The sequence below is a fragment of the Polyangiaceae bacterium genome, assembly GCA_020633205.1.
GTDB lineage: Bacteria > Myxococcota_A > Polyangia > Polyangiales > Polyangiaceae > JAHBVY01.
The window spans coordinates 1-15,856 of the sequence record JACKEB010000014.1 but is presented as its reverse complement, the minus strand read 5'-3'; the positions used below and the strand labels follow the sequence as shown (position 1 = coordinate 15,856).

Annotated in this window: 14 protein-coding genes; 8 read left to right on the top strand and 6 right to left on the bottom strand. The window is 62.2% G+C overall.

The window, feature by feature from the left end; all coding sequences use genetic code 11:
* Positions 1-8 precede the first annotated feature (8 nt).
* From H6718_20105 to H6718_20095, 3 genes are read right to left on the bottom strand one after another with little or no spacing between them, the layout of a single operon-like run.
* Complete coding sequence (locus tag H6718_20105) at positions 9-2,252, bottom strand: PAS domain S-box protein (protein ID MCB9587717.1); 2,244 nt, start codon at positions 2,250-2,252, stop codon at positions 9-11.
* Between the two features lie 29 nt (positions 2,253-2,281).
* Positions 2,282-2,782 (bottom strand): purine-binding chemotaxis protein CheW, encoded by a 501-nt coding sequence (locus tag H6718_20100; protein ID MCB9587716.1) that lies wholly within the window; start codon positions 2,780-2,782, stop codon positions 2,282-2,284.
* A 12-nt stretch (positions 2,783-2,794) separates the two neighbouring features.
* Positions 2,795-4,906, bottom strand: coding sequence for a chemotaxis protein CheA (locus tag H6718_20095; GenBank protein MCB9587715.1), 2,112 nt, complete (start codon positions 4,904-4,906; stop codon positions 2,795-2,797).
* Between the two features lie 152 nt (positions 4,907-5,058).
* On the opposite strand from H6718_20095, the gene H6718_20090 reads away from it, so the two are divergent.
* The 6 genes from H6718_20090 (at position 5,059) to H6718_20065 (ending at position 8,478) form a co-directional block, all read left to right on the top strand.
* On the top strand, positions 5,059-5,511 hold the full coding sequence (locus H6718_20090) for a chemotaxis protein CheD (protein MCB9587714.1): 453 nt from the start codon (positions 5,059-5,061) through the stop codon (positions 5,509-5,511).
* A gap of 35 nt (positions 5,512-5,546) precedes the next feature.
* Positions 5,547-5,918 carry a response regulator gene (locus tag H6718_20085; protein MCB9587713.1) on the top strand — a complete coding sequence of 124 codons (372 nt, stop codon included), beginning with the start codon at positions 5,547-5,549 and terminating at the stop codon, positions 5,916-5,918.
* Entirely contained in the window at positions 5,915-6,343 is a 429-nt protein-coding gene (locus H6718_20080) for a chemotaxis protein CheX (GenBank protein MCB9587712.1), read from the top strand. Before H6718_20085 ends, H6718_20080 begins: the two co-directional genes overlap by 4 nt.
* Before the next feature lie 193 nt (positions 6,344-6,536).
* Positions 6,537-7,469 (top strand): hypothetical protein, encoded by a 933-nt coding sequence (locus H6718_20075; GenBank protein MCB9587711.1) that lies wholly within the window; start codon positions 6,537-6,539, stop codon positions 7,467-7,469.
* 74 nt (positions 7,470-7,543) lie between these two features.
* Positions 7,544-7,909 carry a response regulator gene (locus tag H6718_20070; protein ID MCB9587710.1) on the top strand — a complete coding sequence of 122 codons (366 nt, stop codon included), beginning with the start codon at positions 7,544-7,546 and terminating at the stop codon, positions 7,907-7,909.
* 62 nt (positions 7,910-7,971) lie between these two features.
* Positions 7,972-8,478, top strand: coding sequence for a chemotaxis protein CheX (locus H6718_20065; GenBank protein MCB9587709.1), 507 nt, complete (start codon positions 7,972-7,974; stop codon positions 8,476-8,478).
* Between the two features lie 31 nt (positions 8,479-8,509).
* Here H6718_20065 and ilvA read toward each other — a convergent pair whose 3' ends face one another.
* Entirely contained in the window at positions 8,510-10,030 is a 1,521-nt protein-coding gene (gene ilvA / locus H6718_20060; GenBank protein MCB9587708.1) for a threonine ammonia-lyase, biosynthetic, read from the bottom strand.
* A gap of 384 nt (positions 10,031-10,414) precedes the next feature.
* Between ilvA and H6718_20055 the strand changes: the two genes are divergently transcribed.
* Complete coding sequence (locus H6718_20055; protein MCB9587707.1) at positions 10,415-12,958, top strand: Rne/Rng family ribonuclease; 2,544 nt, start codon at positions 10,415-10,417, stop codon at positions 12,956-12,958.
* Position 12,959: 1 nt separating this feature from the next.
* On the top strand, positions 12,960-13,268 hold the full coding sequence (locus H6718_20050; protein MCB9587706.1) for a PilZ domain-containing protein: 309 nt from the start codon (positions 12,960-12,962) through the stop codon (positions 13,266-13,268).
* 2 nt (positions 13,269-13,270) lie between these two features.
* On the opposite strand, the gene H6718_20045 is transcribed toward H6718_20050, so the two are convergent.
* Together H6718_20045 and H6718_20040 are read right to left on the bottom strand one after the other, a co-directional pair.
* Entirely contained in the window at positions 13,271-15,280 is a 2,010-nt protein-coding gene (locus H6718_20045; GenBank protein MCB9587705.1) for an Hpt domain-containing protein, read from the bottom strand.
* Between the two features lie 12 nt (positions 15,281-15,292).
* The gene (locus tag H6718_20040; protein MCB9587704.1) at positions 15,293-15,829 is read right to left on the bottom strand and encodes a hypothetical protein; all 537 of its coding nucleotides are present in this window, start codon (positions 15,827-15,829) and stop codon (positions 15,293-15,295) included.
* Positions 15,830-15,856 lie beyond the last annotated feature (27 nt).

Sequence of the window (15,856 nt, the reverse complement as noted above, 5' to 3'; positions counted from 1 at the left end):
ATACCGTCTCAGTACTTACCGAACTCGCTCGCGTCGAGGACGATGGAGGGGGCGCCATTCGAGCGACCGTTGCTGCCATTCGAGCGACCGTTGCTGCCGTTCGAGTGACCGTTGCTGCCCTGGTAGCCGTTTGACCCGTTGGACTTCTGCGCCACCTGGGGGAAGCCACCACCACCAGCCATGAAGGCCTTCAGCGCCTCGAGCAGCTCGGGAGTGATCTCCGCGGGTAGCTCGCCGCCCTTGGAGGCATTAGCCTTGGCCAGGGTGAACTCGCCCAGCATCTGCTGCATCTTCTCGACCTGTCCGAGCATCTCCTGAGACGCGGCGGCGCTCTCCTCCGCGGTAGCGCTGTTGCGCTGAGTCACCGCGTTGATTTGGTCGAGGCCGACGTTCGCTTGGGTGATGGCATCTGCCTGCTCGTTGCTCGCCGCTGCGATTTCGGCGACCAGGTCGCTGACCTTTCCGACATCGCGAACGATGGCGGCGAGGGCACCAGCAGTCTGGTTGGCGATCACGGTGCCGGAGCTGACCTTCTTGATCGAGCCTTCGATGAGCTCCGTGGTCTCCTTGGCAGCACTGGCGCTGCGAGCGGCGAGGTTCCGAACTTCTTCCGCGACGACCGCGAAGCCTCGACCGTGGACGCCGGCTCGTGCGGCTTCGACAGCCGCGTTCAGGGCGAGCAGGTTGGTCTGGAAGGCAATCTCGTCAATCACCTTGATGATCTTCGAGATGTTGTTGCTGGCTTCCTCGATGCCGCCCATGGCCTCGACCATTTGCGTCATCTGCTTGTCGCCTTCTTGTGCGCCGTCTCGAGCAGCACGCGCCAGGGCGTTGGCCTGAGTCGCGTTCTCGGCGTTCTGCCGAGTCTGCTCGGTGATCTGCGTGATCTGCGAGGAGATCTCCTCAACGGTGGCCGCCTGCTCGCTAGCGCCTTGAGACAGGCCCTGTGCCGAAGCCGCAACCTCGGTGCTGCTGCGCGAGATCATGTTGGACGAGTCCGACACCTGGGAGAGCAGGTTGTTCAAGCCGTTGAGGCTGTTGTTGAGCGCCTCCTTGAGCGCTGCGTGATCCCCACGGTACTGCTCCGTGACGTACAGCGTGAGGTTGCCGTCGGCCAACGCCCCAAGGGAACGCTGGAGGGCGTTCATGGGCGACATCAGCGCATCGACCATCTGGTTCACCCCCACGATCATCTCGTGATAGGAACCGGAGAAGCCGTCCGCAGAGGCGCGCACTGAGAGCTGACCGTCCTTGGCCGCGGAGAGCAGGGTGCCAATTTCGTGGAGGAACGACTGCAGCACGCTCGCGATGTTGTTGACGTTGCCCTTCATCTCCTCGAGGTCGCCCTCGAAGGTGTCGGTGATGGACACGTTCCAGTTGCCCTGCGCAAGCTCGGCGAGGGCGGCTTGCACCTGGGCAACTGCCAGCTTGGCAGCCTTCTCGTGCTCCTCGAGGCGCACGCGATCGGTAATCAACTCCCAAGCCAACGCCGCGCCAGCGAACTTCCCGTCGTTGTCGTACGTCGCGAACACGTTGAGGTCTGCGAACTCAGGACCGATGGCGATGCGCGCGTTGTGGGGCAGCTTGTTCGGGTCCTCCACGATGGCGCGGATGCGCCCGGGCACCTTGTGGAACACGTCGATGCACGTACCGATGATGTTGTTGGGATCGATGGGTAGGTACTGCGCAACGCCCTTGAGCAGATCCTTCGACGCCTGGTTCGCGTAGGTCACCTCAGCCGTCTTGGGGTCGATCATCATCACCGGGCGCGGCATGTTGTCGACGATCGACTTCACCTTGGCCGACTCACGGCGCTGCTGCACTTCCTTGGTGACGTCGACCGCGAACTTCACGACCTTGTAAGGCTTCCCCGCGGCATCAAAGATCGGGTTGTAGGAAGCCTGAATGAAGACGTCGTTGCCAGCCTTGCCGATACGACGGAACTCGGCGCTCTTGAACTCACCGCGACGTAGAGCCTCCCAGAAGCTCGAGTAGTCGGGGCTCGCCGCGTAGCTCGGATCGACGAACATGCGGTGGTGGCGGCCCTTGACCTCTTCCTGGGTGTACCCGAGGGTCGCGAGGAAGTTCTGGTTGGCGGTGATGATCGTGCCGTCGAGCTCGAACTCGATGATCGCTTGCACCTTGTCGAGCGCCTGGAGCTTTGCTGCGTGCTCCGCGCTCTCCTTCACCAGCGCGTCGTAGCGCGCCTGCAGTTCCTGACAATCCGTTCCTGTATCCGTTTGCTTGGTCATCTTTCCACTCCCTTTTAGTCTTCTTGCACTCACGCTGACGCCCTACGCCCCGTGGTGTCGAGGTCGTCCATATCCAACAGTTTGTCTGCATCGAGCAGGACCTTTACGGAGTCCTCCACCTTGGCCATGCCCGAGATGTATTGCGCAGTTTTTCCCGCGCGGAAATCTGGCGGCGGCTCGATCTGAGACTCGTCGATGGCGAGCACCTCAGAGACCGCATCCACCACGAGGCCGACGCTCTTCCCGCCGACTTCGACCACGATGATGCAGGTGCGGTCGTGGTAGTCGATCTCCGGAAGGTTCACTCGAGCTCGCACGTCCACCAGGGGAATCACCTTGCCACGCAAGTTGATCACGCCTTTGACGTAGCGAGGCACATCCGGCACGACGGTGATACGTTGCAGCCCGATGATCTCGGTGACGCGGCTAATATGAAAGCCGTACGTCACGTCGCCGATGGTGAAGGTCAGGTACTTCTGACCGTCGTCGTCCATTTCCGTGTGGTCCAGAGCAGCTATAGCTTCTTGCATATGGTCTCTCCCTCAGGCTGCTGCCGCGCGATGCTTGGCGAGCCCCTCGACATCCAAAATCAAACTGATTTCCCCGTTGTGAAGAATCGAACAACCAGCAACACCCCTCACACCCTTGAGGTAATCGGGCACTGGCTTGATCACGGTCTGCCGCTGGCCAACGACTTCGTCGACTAGGACGCAAAGCGTCTGCGGACCGTCCTGGACGAGGATCAAGATCCCCTCGTCGATGTTGTGCGCCTTGGGCTTGATGTTGTGCACCTCGTGCAACCGAACGACCGGGAAGAGCTTTTCCCGAATCTTGAACATTTCGGTTCCGTCCGGCAACATCACCAGATCCTTGAGTTGGGCTCGCACGTGCTCTCGAATCGACAAGAGCGGGATCGTGTAGTGAGAGTCGCCCACCTTCAGCAGCATGCCTTCGATGATCGCCAGCGTGAGCGGGATGCGCAGAGTGAAGATGGTGCCTTCGCCGGGGCGAGACTCGATCTCGACGCGACCGTTCATCGACTCGATGTTGCGGAGCGCCACGTCCATGCCTACGCCGCGACCTGAGAGGTCCGTGACCTGCTCTGCGGTGGAGAACCCCGGAGCGAAGATCATGCGATGGATCTCCTCCGGCTTGTACTCCTTCTCCGGATCGATCAGCCCCTTCTCGAGTGCTTTCGCACGGATACGCTCGGTGTTGAGCCCGCGTCCGTTGTCACGGATCGTGATCCAGACCTCCTGGCCTTCGTGGGTCGCCGTGAGCCAAACCGTACCGTTCTCAGGCTTGCCCACCGCCAGGCGGTCGGCTGGCGACTCGAGCCCATGGTCCACCGCGTTGCGGATCATATGCACCAGCGGGTCGCTGATCAGCTCGACGACGGTCTTGTCGACCTCGGTGTGCTCGCCGTCGATGATCAGGTCGACCTTCTTGTGCTGCTTGCTCGAGACATCCCGGACGAGCCTGAGCATCTTGCGGAAGGTGGAGGCAATCGGCACCATGCGCACCGCCATCGCGATGTTCTGCAGTCGGCGGGTCAGACGGTTGAGCTGCAGGGCTGCCTTCTGGAAGTTTTCGAAGTGCAGGCCTTCCAGGTCGGGGTTCCTGGTCACCGTGGTCTCGGCGATGATCAACTCACCCACCAGATCCATGAGCTCGTCGAGCTTCTCGGTGTCGACGCGGATGCTCCCCGCGCGTTGTGCCTCGCCGTGCTCCGCCTTGGGTGGAGGCGCCTTGCCAGGCTCGGCGTCGTTCGCCGCGACTTGGGGTTGCTCCGGCTCCGGGTTCGTTGCCTTGCGCAATTCCACCCGGATTTGGTCGTTCGCCTTGAGTAGGCCATCAACCACGTCCGAAGAGATGGTCAACGTCTTCGCTCGCAACTCGTCTAGCGTCGTCTCCATGCTGTGCGCCAGCTTGGAGAGCGCGGTGAAGCCGAAGAGCCCTGCATTGCCCTTGATGCTGTGCATCCCGCGGAAGGCAACTTCGATGAGCTCCATGTCGGGGGTACCGACATCGAGCCCCATCAACGCCTCCTCGACCGACTCGAGGTGCTCCTCGGACTCGATGCGGAACTTATCCACCATCTCAGGGCTGATTAGATTCGCGAACATGCTGCCCGCCTTGTCCTCCTCGGTGGCTTCCCAGGCGTCGAGCACGAGGAAGCTCGAGGGAGCCTTTGCGGCGCCCGGCTCGGGAATCGTGTTGATTGCCTTGTTCACCGCAGCGTCGAGGCGCTTTGCTAGGTCCTCGACGCGGTCTGGGTCGCAGGTTGCGTCGGTGTGAGTCGTCTCAACGCACTGCAGGAGGATGCGTACGACGTCGACGGTCTCGCACAGCAGGTCGACGTGGGTTGGCGTGAGGGGCGTTGAGCCCTTCCTCACCAAGTCCAACAGCGACTCGGCGACGTGGGTGACGCGCACGACGTGTTGCAGTTCGAGGAAGGAGGCAGTCCCCTTCATCGAATGAAAGAAGCGGAAGATCGCCGCGAGCGTTTGCTCGTCGATCGCATCCCCCGGATGCTGCTCGAGCTCCACGAGAAGCGGCTCGACCGTCTCGAGTGCTTCCGTGGACTCAGTGATGAAGTCCCGAAGGATCTCTAATTGCTCCTCATCCATCGCCTCCCCACCGAACGGCAGCAAGGAAGCGAGGCTTAAGCGAGGGGATATGCGAAAAGTACTTGTGGCCAGGGCTCAAGGTTCCAGCCTGAGACCCGTGCACTGAGGCAATGACCTACGCGGCCCAAGCCACCACGGCAGTTGCACCCATCGTTGTTGGCATTGGTGATGGTGCAGTGAGCGCCACCCCCGGCGCGCGTCTAAAGACGTACGGGCTGGGCTCCTGTATCGGCATCGTGATCGTGGACCCGACGTCAGGAGTGACGTCGCTAACGCACGTCGCGCTGCCCGACTCGCGGCTCAATCAGACCCTCGCCGAGCAGAAGCCGTTCCACTTCGCCGACACCGCGATCAAGCTCGTGGTGCAGAAAATGCTGGCAAGCGGCGCCGCCCCAAGGAAGGCGCTCTGGCGCGTGAAGCTGGCCGGCGGGGCGAGTGTCCTCAAGAACAGCGACCATTTCGACATCGGCAAGCGCAACCTGCTCGCCGTGAAGAAGGCGCTCTGGCAGCAAGGGATGGCCGCGCTGGCGGAGCACGTCGGGGGTAGCCACAGCCGGACCGTTCTGGTCACGGTCGCGAGCCTCGATGTGTCACTTCATCTTGGTACAGGTCAAGTCGTACAACTCTGATTTCGTTTCCGTGGGGAGTATTAAGAGGTATGAAAATGCAGGTGTTGATCGCAGATGATTCGGCAATCGCCCGAATGTTCGTAAAGCGTTGCGCGCAGGTGGCTGGCCTCGCCGACGCAGAATTCACGGAGGCCAAAGATGGCGCCGAAGCGTTCGAACTGGCTACCGGAAGGGACTTCGACCTGTGCTTCATGGACCTGAACATGCCAAAGGTTCATGGTCGTGAGGTGCTCGCCAACCTCGCCGCGCGCGGAACCAAGCTGCGCGTCGTGGTGATCAGTAGCGCCGTCAACGAGCACGTTCGTAAAGAGCTGACGCAGCTGGGTGCCTTTCGAGTGATTTCGAAGCCCTTCTCCCCCGCCGAGCTGGGAGAGGTCATCGCAAGCGCGACGGAGGTAGCAGCATGAGCCACGAAGCTGTTCTGAGCGAAGCGGTGTGCGAAACCTTCGCGAACATGGCGTTCCTCGATTTGCTACCGTCGCACTCAGCGGTGGGTAAGCCAGAGGCTCCGTGTGTGTCGATCGACGTGTTCGAACCCGTCCATTGCAATCTCTCGTTGAACGTACCAGGCGAGTTGCTGGACGAAATGGCGCTCTCCGCTACCGGTGGTGAGGTTGAGGGAGAGGAACTGGAGCAGGCCAAACACGACATCTTGCTCGAGGTGGCCAACGTGATCGCTGGCGCGTTCGCGTCGCGAGTTCAAGAAGGCGGTGCGCCGGTGGAGCTAGGTCTCCCTAAAGTCGAAGCGCCGGAGTGCACCAAGACCTGGCAGCGCTTCGAAACCGAGACGAGCTGGGTCGATGTGAGCCTGGAAGTTCGCAGCGCGTTCTAAGCCGCGGAGTACGCCTCGATATCTACTCAACAACTGCCCAGTAAGTGCGACGACCACGCCGTCCGGCCCCGCAAGGAGTGCCGGACGGCCGCGTTTTGTGCGCCAGTTCAGCCGGGGCGTTCTCGCTTAAGTGATCGCGCGCTGAGCCGTTCTTTTCTACGTCCCACGCCGGGACGAGAAAGAAAGCAAACGAGTGAGCGACTTAGCCGGCTGGAAATCCGTATTCGTCAAGATTCGCGAGACTGTTCTCGGACGCATCCGCGACGTCAACGCGTTGACGGAACGAGAAGTGGTCACGGCTGGCGGCTTGCTCGAGCGCATTGTCACGGAGGCGCAGCGTCACGTTGAAGACACGCAGCACTCCGTCGCGTCCATCTCTGGAAGCGCAGCGGAAGGCAGCATTGGTGATGTGCTCGAGTCCCAGACGAAGACCGTCTCGGACTTCTTGAGCGCCGTGCGCAGCCATGTGGACAAGCAAGCGCAGATCGCGCTGCGAGCTCATGAGTCCACTCAGAAGATGCGACGACTGACCGAGTCGATCACGGGCATTGCTTTCCAGACCCGCGTGCTGTCATTGAACGCTTCGATCGAAGCGAGCCGTCTCGGCGCGGCAGGTGCTGGCTTCGATGTGATCGCCTCAGAAATGAAGCGGCTCAGTGACGTCGTAGAGGAGTCTAACCGCTTGGTTAGCGCCTTGGCGTCCGAGCTGAGCCAGAACATGGAAGCGCTCGCTACGTACGCCGAGCACGTGAAGGTGGACACCTCACAGTTCGGGGAGCGCATTGATCAAGATCTCCATCGGGTGAGGGGTGCGTCCAGCTTCCTCACGCAAACGCTGCACTCAATCGTGCAGTCGGGTGAGCGCTCGATCCGGGAGATCATCAAGAGCTCTCACGAGGCGCTCTCCCATCTCGCATTCCAAGACCCCGCATCGCAGGCGCTGCTGATCGTCGACCGCGACCTGATCGCGCTGAACGAGTCGGCGGAGGTGCTGATGGAAGGCGGAGAGGTAAGCTTGGATTCCATCAGCGCTGCTGACTGTCACCGGGACCAGTTCGCCGGACACGTCGCGATTCTGGACCACGAAGCGGACGCGCCGCCCGCGGGTGACGTGATGCTTTTCTGAGCAGACTTTCGGACTGCGCCCTCAAAAAGAGCGGCACCGCAATCAATTCGATTAGCTCAACAATCGGAGTAGACATGGCAAAGAAAATTCTCGTAGTGGACGATTCAGCTTCCGTGCGGCAACAAGTCAAGCTCGCACTGAGCCAGGCAGGCTTCGAAGTACTCGAGGCGGGGGACGGGCAGGACGGCTTCGACAAGATCACCGGTGACACGGGGATCGCCGCCGTGGTTTGCGACGTGAACATGCCGCGAATGAACGGCATCGAGATGGTGGAGAAGGTCGCCGGCTCACCGCGTAAGGGCGTGCCGATCGTGATGCTCACCACCGAAGGTCAGCCGGCGATGATCCAGCGTGCAAAGGCAGCTGGCGCCAAGGGCTGGATCGTCAAGCCTTTCAAGCCCGACTTGCTCGTCGCGGCACTCAACAAGCTCGTAGCCTGAACCGCGCGCGCTTTGGCGCGCGCTCACTCCGCGCCGACTCTGGGCGCCCAAGGGGGACAAGCATGTCGCACCGAGACTCAAAGACCATAGCCGCACTGGTGGACACCAACGCTCAGGCGCTGTTCGACGCCTACGGTGTTCAGCTGAAGCAGGGCTGTGACTCGCCAAGAATGACAACCTACGCAGCCATCATCGGGTACTCGGGTAGGGAACTCTCCGGCAGCCTTTGCATTACCACCGTGCCGGAAGTCTCTGCGAAAACTTACGGAGGCGACGCTCCAGCGGACTGGTTGGGCGAGCTGGCGAACCAGCTGCTCGGTCGCCTCAAGACCGATCTGGCGAAGCGCGGCGCGGAGGTCTACTTGACCACGCCGCTCGTGCTCAAGGGCTATCGCCTACAGGTGTGCCCCAACGACGAGCACGGCATCGAGAGCGTGCACCAAGACTACGAGTGCGAGGAGGGCCCGGTAACCGTGATGTTCCAGTACGAGTTCAAGCACGGATGCAACCTCAGCCCCACTCAGCACATCGAGAACGCGCTTGATGTGAGTGACGCCATCCTGTTCTGAAATTTCCGGATGGCAATTAAGTCAACGGGGTCTAGCGCCGCAGTCCAAGGAAGTGCTTGGCCGCGGGGTGATCACTCTCGTCGAAGTAGGGGAAACCGATTTGATCGAGTGTCTTCTTGAGCTCGTAAATCTGGGTTGGGGGGACTTCCATCCCACACAGCACTCGCCCGTACGCCGCGCCGTGATTGCGGTAGTGGAAGAGCGAGATGTTCCAGCGCCCGCGCAAGCTGGAGAGGAACTCCAGCAGCGCACCGGGGCGCTCCGGAAACTCGAAGCGAAAGAGTAGTTCGTTCTCCGCCTCGCCATGACCCCCGACCATGTGTCGAAGGTGGGTCTTCGCGAGGTCATCGTCCGACAAGTCCACGCAGCCGTAGCCCGCAGCAACCAGCGCGTCGTGGAGTTGCCGTGCCTCGCTGCGAGAGCCCACCTCCACGCCGACGAAGATCTGCGCCTCGCGCCGCGTGGCGAGTCGGTAGTTGAACTCCGTGACCTGCCGGTCCCCCAACACCTCGCACAGCTTCAGGAAGGCGCCTGGCTTCTCCGGAATGGTGACCGCGAATACCGCCTCGCGACCCGCACCGAACTCGGTGCGCTCCGTGACGTAGCGCAGGCGATTGAAGTTCACGTTCGCGCCGGAAGTAATCGCAACGGCGGTTCCAGGCACGAGCTCCCCGGCCCGCACGTGGCGCTTGAGACCGGCAATTGCCAGAGCGCCGGCTGGCTCGAGCACGGACCGCGTGTCCTCGAACGCATCCTTGATCGCCGCGCAGATCTCGTCGCTGCTGACGGTCACCGTGTCGTCGAGGTACTCCTTGCAGAGTTCGAACGTATGCTCTCCAACTTGCCGCACGGCAACGCCATCGGCAAATATACCGACCTTGTCCAGCACCACGCGATGCCCAAGGCGCAACGAGCGATGCATGGCGTCGGAGTCATCCGGTTCGACGCCGATCACGCGCACCTCGGGCCTGACCGCCTTGCAGATGGCAGCGATGCCGGCCGCCAAGCCACCGCCTCCGATGGGCACGAAGATCGACCTCAGGTCTCGGGGGGCTTGATTCAAGATCTCCAGGCCCACGGTGCCCTGCCCCGCGATCACATCCAGATCGTCATAGGGGTGCACGAAGGTCATGCCGGTTTCGACGACGAGTTGCTTGCAGTGCTCCGCGGCGTCCGAATAGCTATCGCCGACGAGATCGACCTGCGCGCCAAAGCGCCGCACCGCGTTCACCTTGATCGACGGGGTGGTACGCGGCATCACGATTCGGCACTTCGCGCCGAGCCGAGCCGCGCCGAACGCCACGCCCTGAGCATGGTTCCCTGCGGATGCAGCAATGACTCCAGCGGCGAGCTCCTTGTCGCTTAGCATTGCCATGCGGTTGTAGGCGCCGCGCAGCTTGAACGAGAAGACCGGCGTGAGATCCTCGCGTTTCAGCAGCACCGGGTAGTGCAGCCGAGTGCTCAGGTTGGGCGCCGGATCCAGCGGCGTGGGGGACGGTAGGACATCCGCCACTCGCGCGTTTAGGACTCGGCGTAGGAGCTCCTGCTTCATGAGACCGCCTGAGCTTTAGCAGGTCGTCGCGGCTCCGTCCGATTGTCCCCTCACCCCCGATCCCCCTGACAGCGAGTGTCAATTGAAGGGCTTGAGAGGAGGCGGAGCGAGGGTTTTTCTTCCGCGTGGGGCGGTGGTGACCCACTCAAGCGGCGAGGAATCCCCCTTTGGACCCAACGAAGGCCCGGTAACCACTTGGAATAACAGAACATTTCGTGCGCTTGACTTGCTCCGCGCGGGGTGAGAAGCAGGCATCTAGGAGGAGTCGGGTGGCATGTTGCCGCTCCAAGCTCCCCGAGGTGTTCCGATGCCCCGACCCCAGCGCCGTCTGTTCCAGTGCAGCTCCGTGCGCGGGTCGAGGCCTCTAGCGTTTTTCTATCGTCAATGGCTCGAAACCTACTCGTCATCAACGTCGCGCTTCGTGAGACGCGCGTCGCCCTAATCGAAGACGGCGTCATCGCCGAACTACAAATCGAGCGCGCCCGCGCGCGAAACACCGTCGGGAACATCGTGCTTGGCAAAGTCACGCGTGTGCTTCCCGGCATGCAAGCGGCGTTCATCGATGTGGGAATGGAGCGCGCGGCGTTCCTCCACGTGGAAGATCTGATCCGCCCGGACGACTTCGAGGACTACCTCGCGGGCGCCGCACACGCGCTCGAGCGGAAGAGCGATCTGGAGAAGGACGACGACGGCGAGGCGAAGTCTTCCGACGACGAAGACGACGAGGAAGTGCTCGTCTCGGGCGGGGGTGAGGGTGCGGACGACGACGAGGAAGACGACGAAGACGACGAAGACGATCGCGCAGACGAGTCGCGTCACGAGGACGATGACGAGGACGTCGACGAAGACGACGAAGACGATCGCGCAGACGACGAAGACGATCGCGCAGACGACGAACCGGTAGCCAGCGCGGAAGACGACGAAGACGCGGAAGACGGCGACGAAGTCGACGACGAAGACGACGAAGACGCGGAGGAAGTCGACGACGACGAAGACGCTGACGAAGACGACGCGGAAGAAGTCGACGACGACGAAGACGACGAAGACGACGAAGACGACGAAGACGCGGAGGAAGTCGACGACGACGACGAAGACGAAGACGAGGTCGTTAGTGCCAGGGCTTCCGACTCGGCAGACGCTGAGGACGACGACGTCGACCCCGCTGAGGAAGCGGACGACGATGGTGATGAAGACGACGACGAGGCTGCGGATGCGGACGTCGATCAGGACGACGTGGACGACCGAGCAGACGATGAGGTGGCTGCCGCCCCAGAGGTCGACGAAGACGGCGACGTGATCCGGGTGCGTCGGCGCGCAGCGCCTGCAGTTGACGACGATGAAGGCTGGCCGGACCCAGAGGCTCCCACCGTGCTCGCTGGCGATGCCCTGCGTGGATCAGGTGACGAAAACACGAAGGACGACTCGGGCGAGGGCAACCGCGAGGGGCGTAGGCGCAGGCGCAGGCGCGGAAGGCGACGCAAGAACGGCACCGAGAGCTCCGAGAAGCAGCCCGCGGCGCAGGAACAGCGCGCGAACCGCACGGAATCAAAGCAAGACCGCTCTCGGCGCGGGCGCGACAAACGACGACGCGGGCGCGACGGCGATCGAGAGGCCAAGCGAGGCGACTCCAAGCGAGGCGACTCCAAGCGAGGCGACTCCAAGCGAGGCGACTCCAAGGACGGAAAGAACCGCAAAGCGACGAACCTCCGCGTTTCGCGCTCGGTCCCGATCACGGAGGTCGTGCGCGAGGGCGACGAAGTGATCGTGCAGATCTCGAAGGAGCCCATCGGTACGAAGGGAGCCCGTGTCACGAGCCACGTGTCCCTTCCGGGTCGCCATGTCGTGTACCTGCCAACCGTCGAACACATCGGCATCTCCAAGCGCATTGGCTCCTTCCGTGAGCGGCAGCGGCTTCGTAAGGCGATCGAATCCGTAAAGCCCCCCGCGGGCGGCCTGATCGTGCGCACCGTCGCCGAAGGCCTCACCAAGAAGCACCTGAAGGAAGACATCGGCTACCTACTCAAGCTCTGGGCAGAGGTGGCTCGCAAGCGTGAGAACGCCAAGTCGCCGAGCGTGCTTTACGAAGAGCTCGACCTGGTGCTCAAGGTGGCGCGTGACCTGTTCACCGATGAAATCGAGAAGATCGTCATCGACGACAAGGAGGAGTACACGCGCCTCGTCCGCTTCGTCGAAATGTTCATGCCAAACCGGGTCAAGGACGTGGAGCTTTACAGCGGCTCGGACCCGATCTTCGACGCTTATGGCATCGAAGACGAAATCGCGCGCGCACTCAGCCGCAAGGTGCCACTGCCGAGCGGTGGGTACCTGATCTTGGATCAGGCCGAGGCGCTCACGGCGATCGATGTAAACACCGGACGCTATGTCGGCAAGGGCAGCAAGGACCTCGAGGAAACGGCGCTCAAGACGAACCTCGAAGCCGTAGACGAAATCGCTTATCAGCTGCGGTTCCGCAACATCGGCGGCTTGGTGATCCTCGACCTGATCGACATGGAGAACCCAAAGAACCGCGACAAGGTTTGGCGGGCGCTCGAGCAACGACTCGAGAAGGACAAGGCCAAGACGACCCTCAATCGCATCAGCGAACTCGGCTTGATCGAGATGACGCGCAAGCGCACTCGAGAGAGCCTCGGGCGCACGATGCACGAGCCGTGTTTCTACTGCGACGGCACCGGCCAGATCATGAGCCGCACCACGATCGCCTACGAGATCCTACGCCAGGTGCGGCGCGAGCTGCGCCACCTTCAGGGCTACTCGGTGCACGTGAACGCGCACCCTGCGATCGTCGACCTCTTGAAGACCGAGGAGAAGGACGCGGTGATCGAAGCTGAGCGACGTTACATGCGCCGCATCGAGTTCACCCCGCGGCGCGAGTACCACATCGAGCAGTTCGACTTGACGGGGAAGTAGCGTGAGCAGCGGACGACAAGATCAGCGACTGACGATCAACAAGGAGTTCGACTCCTTCGATCAGTTCATCCAAGAGTACGTCACCAACATTTCGCGCACCGGCGTATTCATCAAGACCAAGACGCCGGTGCCCGTTGGGACTGAAGTCGACCTTCGCTTCACCGTGATCATGAACGACATCGAGACCATCGAAGGTGTCGGAGTCGTTGTCCGTGTGGAAACGGACCCACCTGGCATGGGAGTCGTCTTCAAGGAGCTCTCCGGTTACTCCCAGGATCTGATCAACAAGCTGCTGACCCGCGGCAAGTAGGGTCACGCCGCCGCTTGGTACTGACGAATCGGGTCCTCGGCCATGGTTTGCTTGGGGAAGCTGAAGCGCACGCTCGTCCCTTTACCCGGCTCAGCGTGCACCTCGATGCGCCCGCCACGGCTCAGGCATTCGTTGCGCATCGCGCCCATGCCCACTCCCCGCCCGGAGAATAGGCTGGCCTCTGAGCGGGTGCTGATGCCATCACGGAACAGCGCCTCGACCAAGTCGTCTTGGGTCGCACTGGGCAAGCCGGTGGCCTGCGCCTTGGCGGCGACGGCGCGCCAGTCGATGCCGCGGCCGTTGTCAGCGATCTCGATCGCAAACTCCTCATCGTTGACCCGAGTCGTCAGGCTGATGGTGGGGACCTTGCTTCCGTCCTCCGCGGCGGCTTCCAGTCCATGGTCCACTGCGTTGCGCACGACGTGCACGAAGCTGCTCCAGAAGCCTGCCCACTTCTCCGCGTCTAGCCGCAGGTCGGAGTGGTCGATATCCACCTTGATTTCGCCCTTGCCCAGCCGACGCGCGATGCCTCGCGCTTGTTCGGCAACTCGGCAGAGTCGCTTTTGCGTAGGCTCCAATTTCCAGGCAGCAATTTTCCTGGCAACTGTCGTGCGTGGCGCGCCGCGGACCAAGCTGCGGAGAACTTCCTCGAACTCCTGGTCATCCACTTCGATGCGGCCATCGCTGCGCTCGCCGAGCAGCGCGTCCATGCTGTCCTTCACTTGGTCCCAACGTGCGCTGAGCTGAGCGAACTGCTCGACCGGCGGCAACTCCTCGCCCTCGTCCATCCGGTTCTCCAGCTCGTGACACAGGTCACCGATGGTGTGGATCCCGAAGAGCATCGCGTTGCCCTTCAAGGTGTGGATCTGCCGCTTGAGCACAGACAGATCGTCGGGGCGCTTCTCGCTGATGCTCTCCACCAAGCCGTCCGCTTCGTTGAAGAACTCGAGGAAGCCGCTCTTGTCACGCACGATGCGGTCGAAGATGTGCATCGTCTCACGGCGCTCGACCTCGAGGCGCTCGCGCTCGAGCTGCGCCGTGATGTCAGTGATCACCACCAGTGACCGCGCGAACTCGCCTTGATCGTCGCAGATGGCCGAGTAGTCGAAGTGCAGGTTGCGCCCCGCCAGGTCCAGGCGACGGGGCAGCTGCTCCAAGGTCAGCTCGAGCGGCATGATGCCGTCGACCACCTCGTCCCAGCCGAGCTCGAAGCGCAGCGCGAAGTCTGGATCGCAGCTCGCCAGGAAGTCACTCAGCTTACCGCCCGCTGGAGGCGTTCCGAGCCAGCGCTTGACGATCGACGAGTACTCTGGCGACAGCGTTCCGTCTCGACACACCGTCAAGAAGCCCTGGTCTACGTTGTCGAGCACCAGGCGCATCGCGGCGTTGCGCTTGTCGAGCTCGGTCGTTCGCGCTTGCACGATCTTCTCTAGCCCGATCACGTTGTCGAAGAAGCTACGCGCGATCGAGACGGTGGCGATGGACTCCAGCACGACGAAGGCAGCATGGACGGCGACCACCCAAATCGGTGCGTCGTAGTTGAACACGCTGCGGGGCAGGTACGCCCAGAGCAAGAGGTGGTGCAGCGCCACGGTCACCGCCGCCACCACGATCACCATCGGGTTGCCGTACACCGCGAGCATCGCCAGCAGGGCGAAGAAGTAGAAGTGCATCTCGATCTGCACCGGGCCCTGCCCGAAGTGGACCAAGAGGCCACCCATGATCATCGACGTGAAGCCATAGACCAGCGAAACGCTGCGGGGGTTGTCGAAGCCCACGTACGCGAGCGTCGGCCCTGCGAGGGCCGCCAGCGTGAGCACGAGCGCCGTCCAGGGCCCAGTATCGTTGAAGTACGCGATCGCCACGAACACCGGTAGGTGAAGTGCGAAGAACACCAAGCCTATCTTGTTGACCCGCCCGAGATAGCTCCGCTCGAAGTCCGTGACCTCCTTCGGCAGCAGCAGCGTATCCAGGATCTTCGAGCGGGTTCGCTCGACGGCTTCAGTCGACATGTTCGTTCCTCTTCATCTGGAATACTTGATGTGAAGTGGGTCCAACGCGTCCTGGAGAGACGCGCCGACAGCGCAACCGAAGACCGGGCGCTCTCGCTCGGCTTCACCCTCCATCAGGTGCTGGATGATCTCGCGGTCCGCGATATCCGGACCTTGTTTCCTCGCGGTATAGCCACCCATGTAGGCCACGTCACCACGGGGATTCACCACCAGAAACATGGGCGCCGCCATGAGGTGGTACTTGCTGAGGAGTTGCTCCATCTCGACGACGTCAACAGTCAGCCCCTTCTCCCGAGCTCGAAGCTCGAACTCGGGGTCCTGGCCTACCAGCACGAGCTTCTCGCTCACTCCCTTGGGCCGCTCGCTGTTGAGCACGTGTTTCAGCACCCGACGTGAGCAAGGACAGTCTCCGTAGAGCACGTGCACCGCCATCCAGGGCTGGTCACCCTTGCTCCGCAACTGGGCGACGGCGGCGCGCACTTCGGGGTCACCTGTAGGTGGACGCGGCAGGATCACCCAGTGACCCACCATGAGGCTTGCTACCACCATCAACAAAACCGGAACCCACAGCACGAA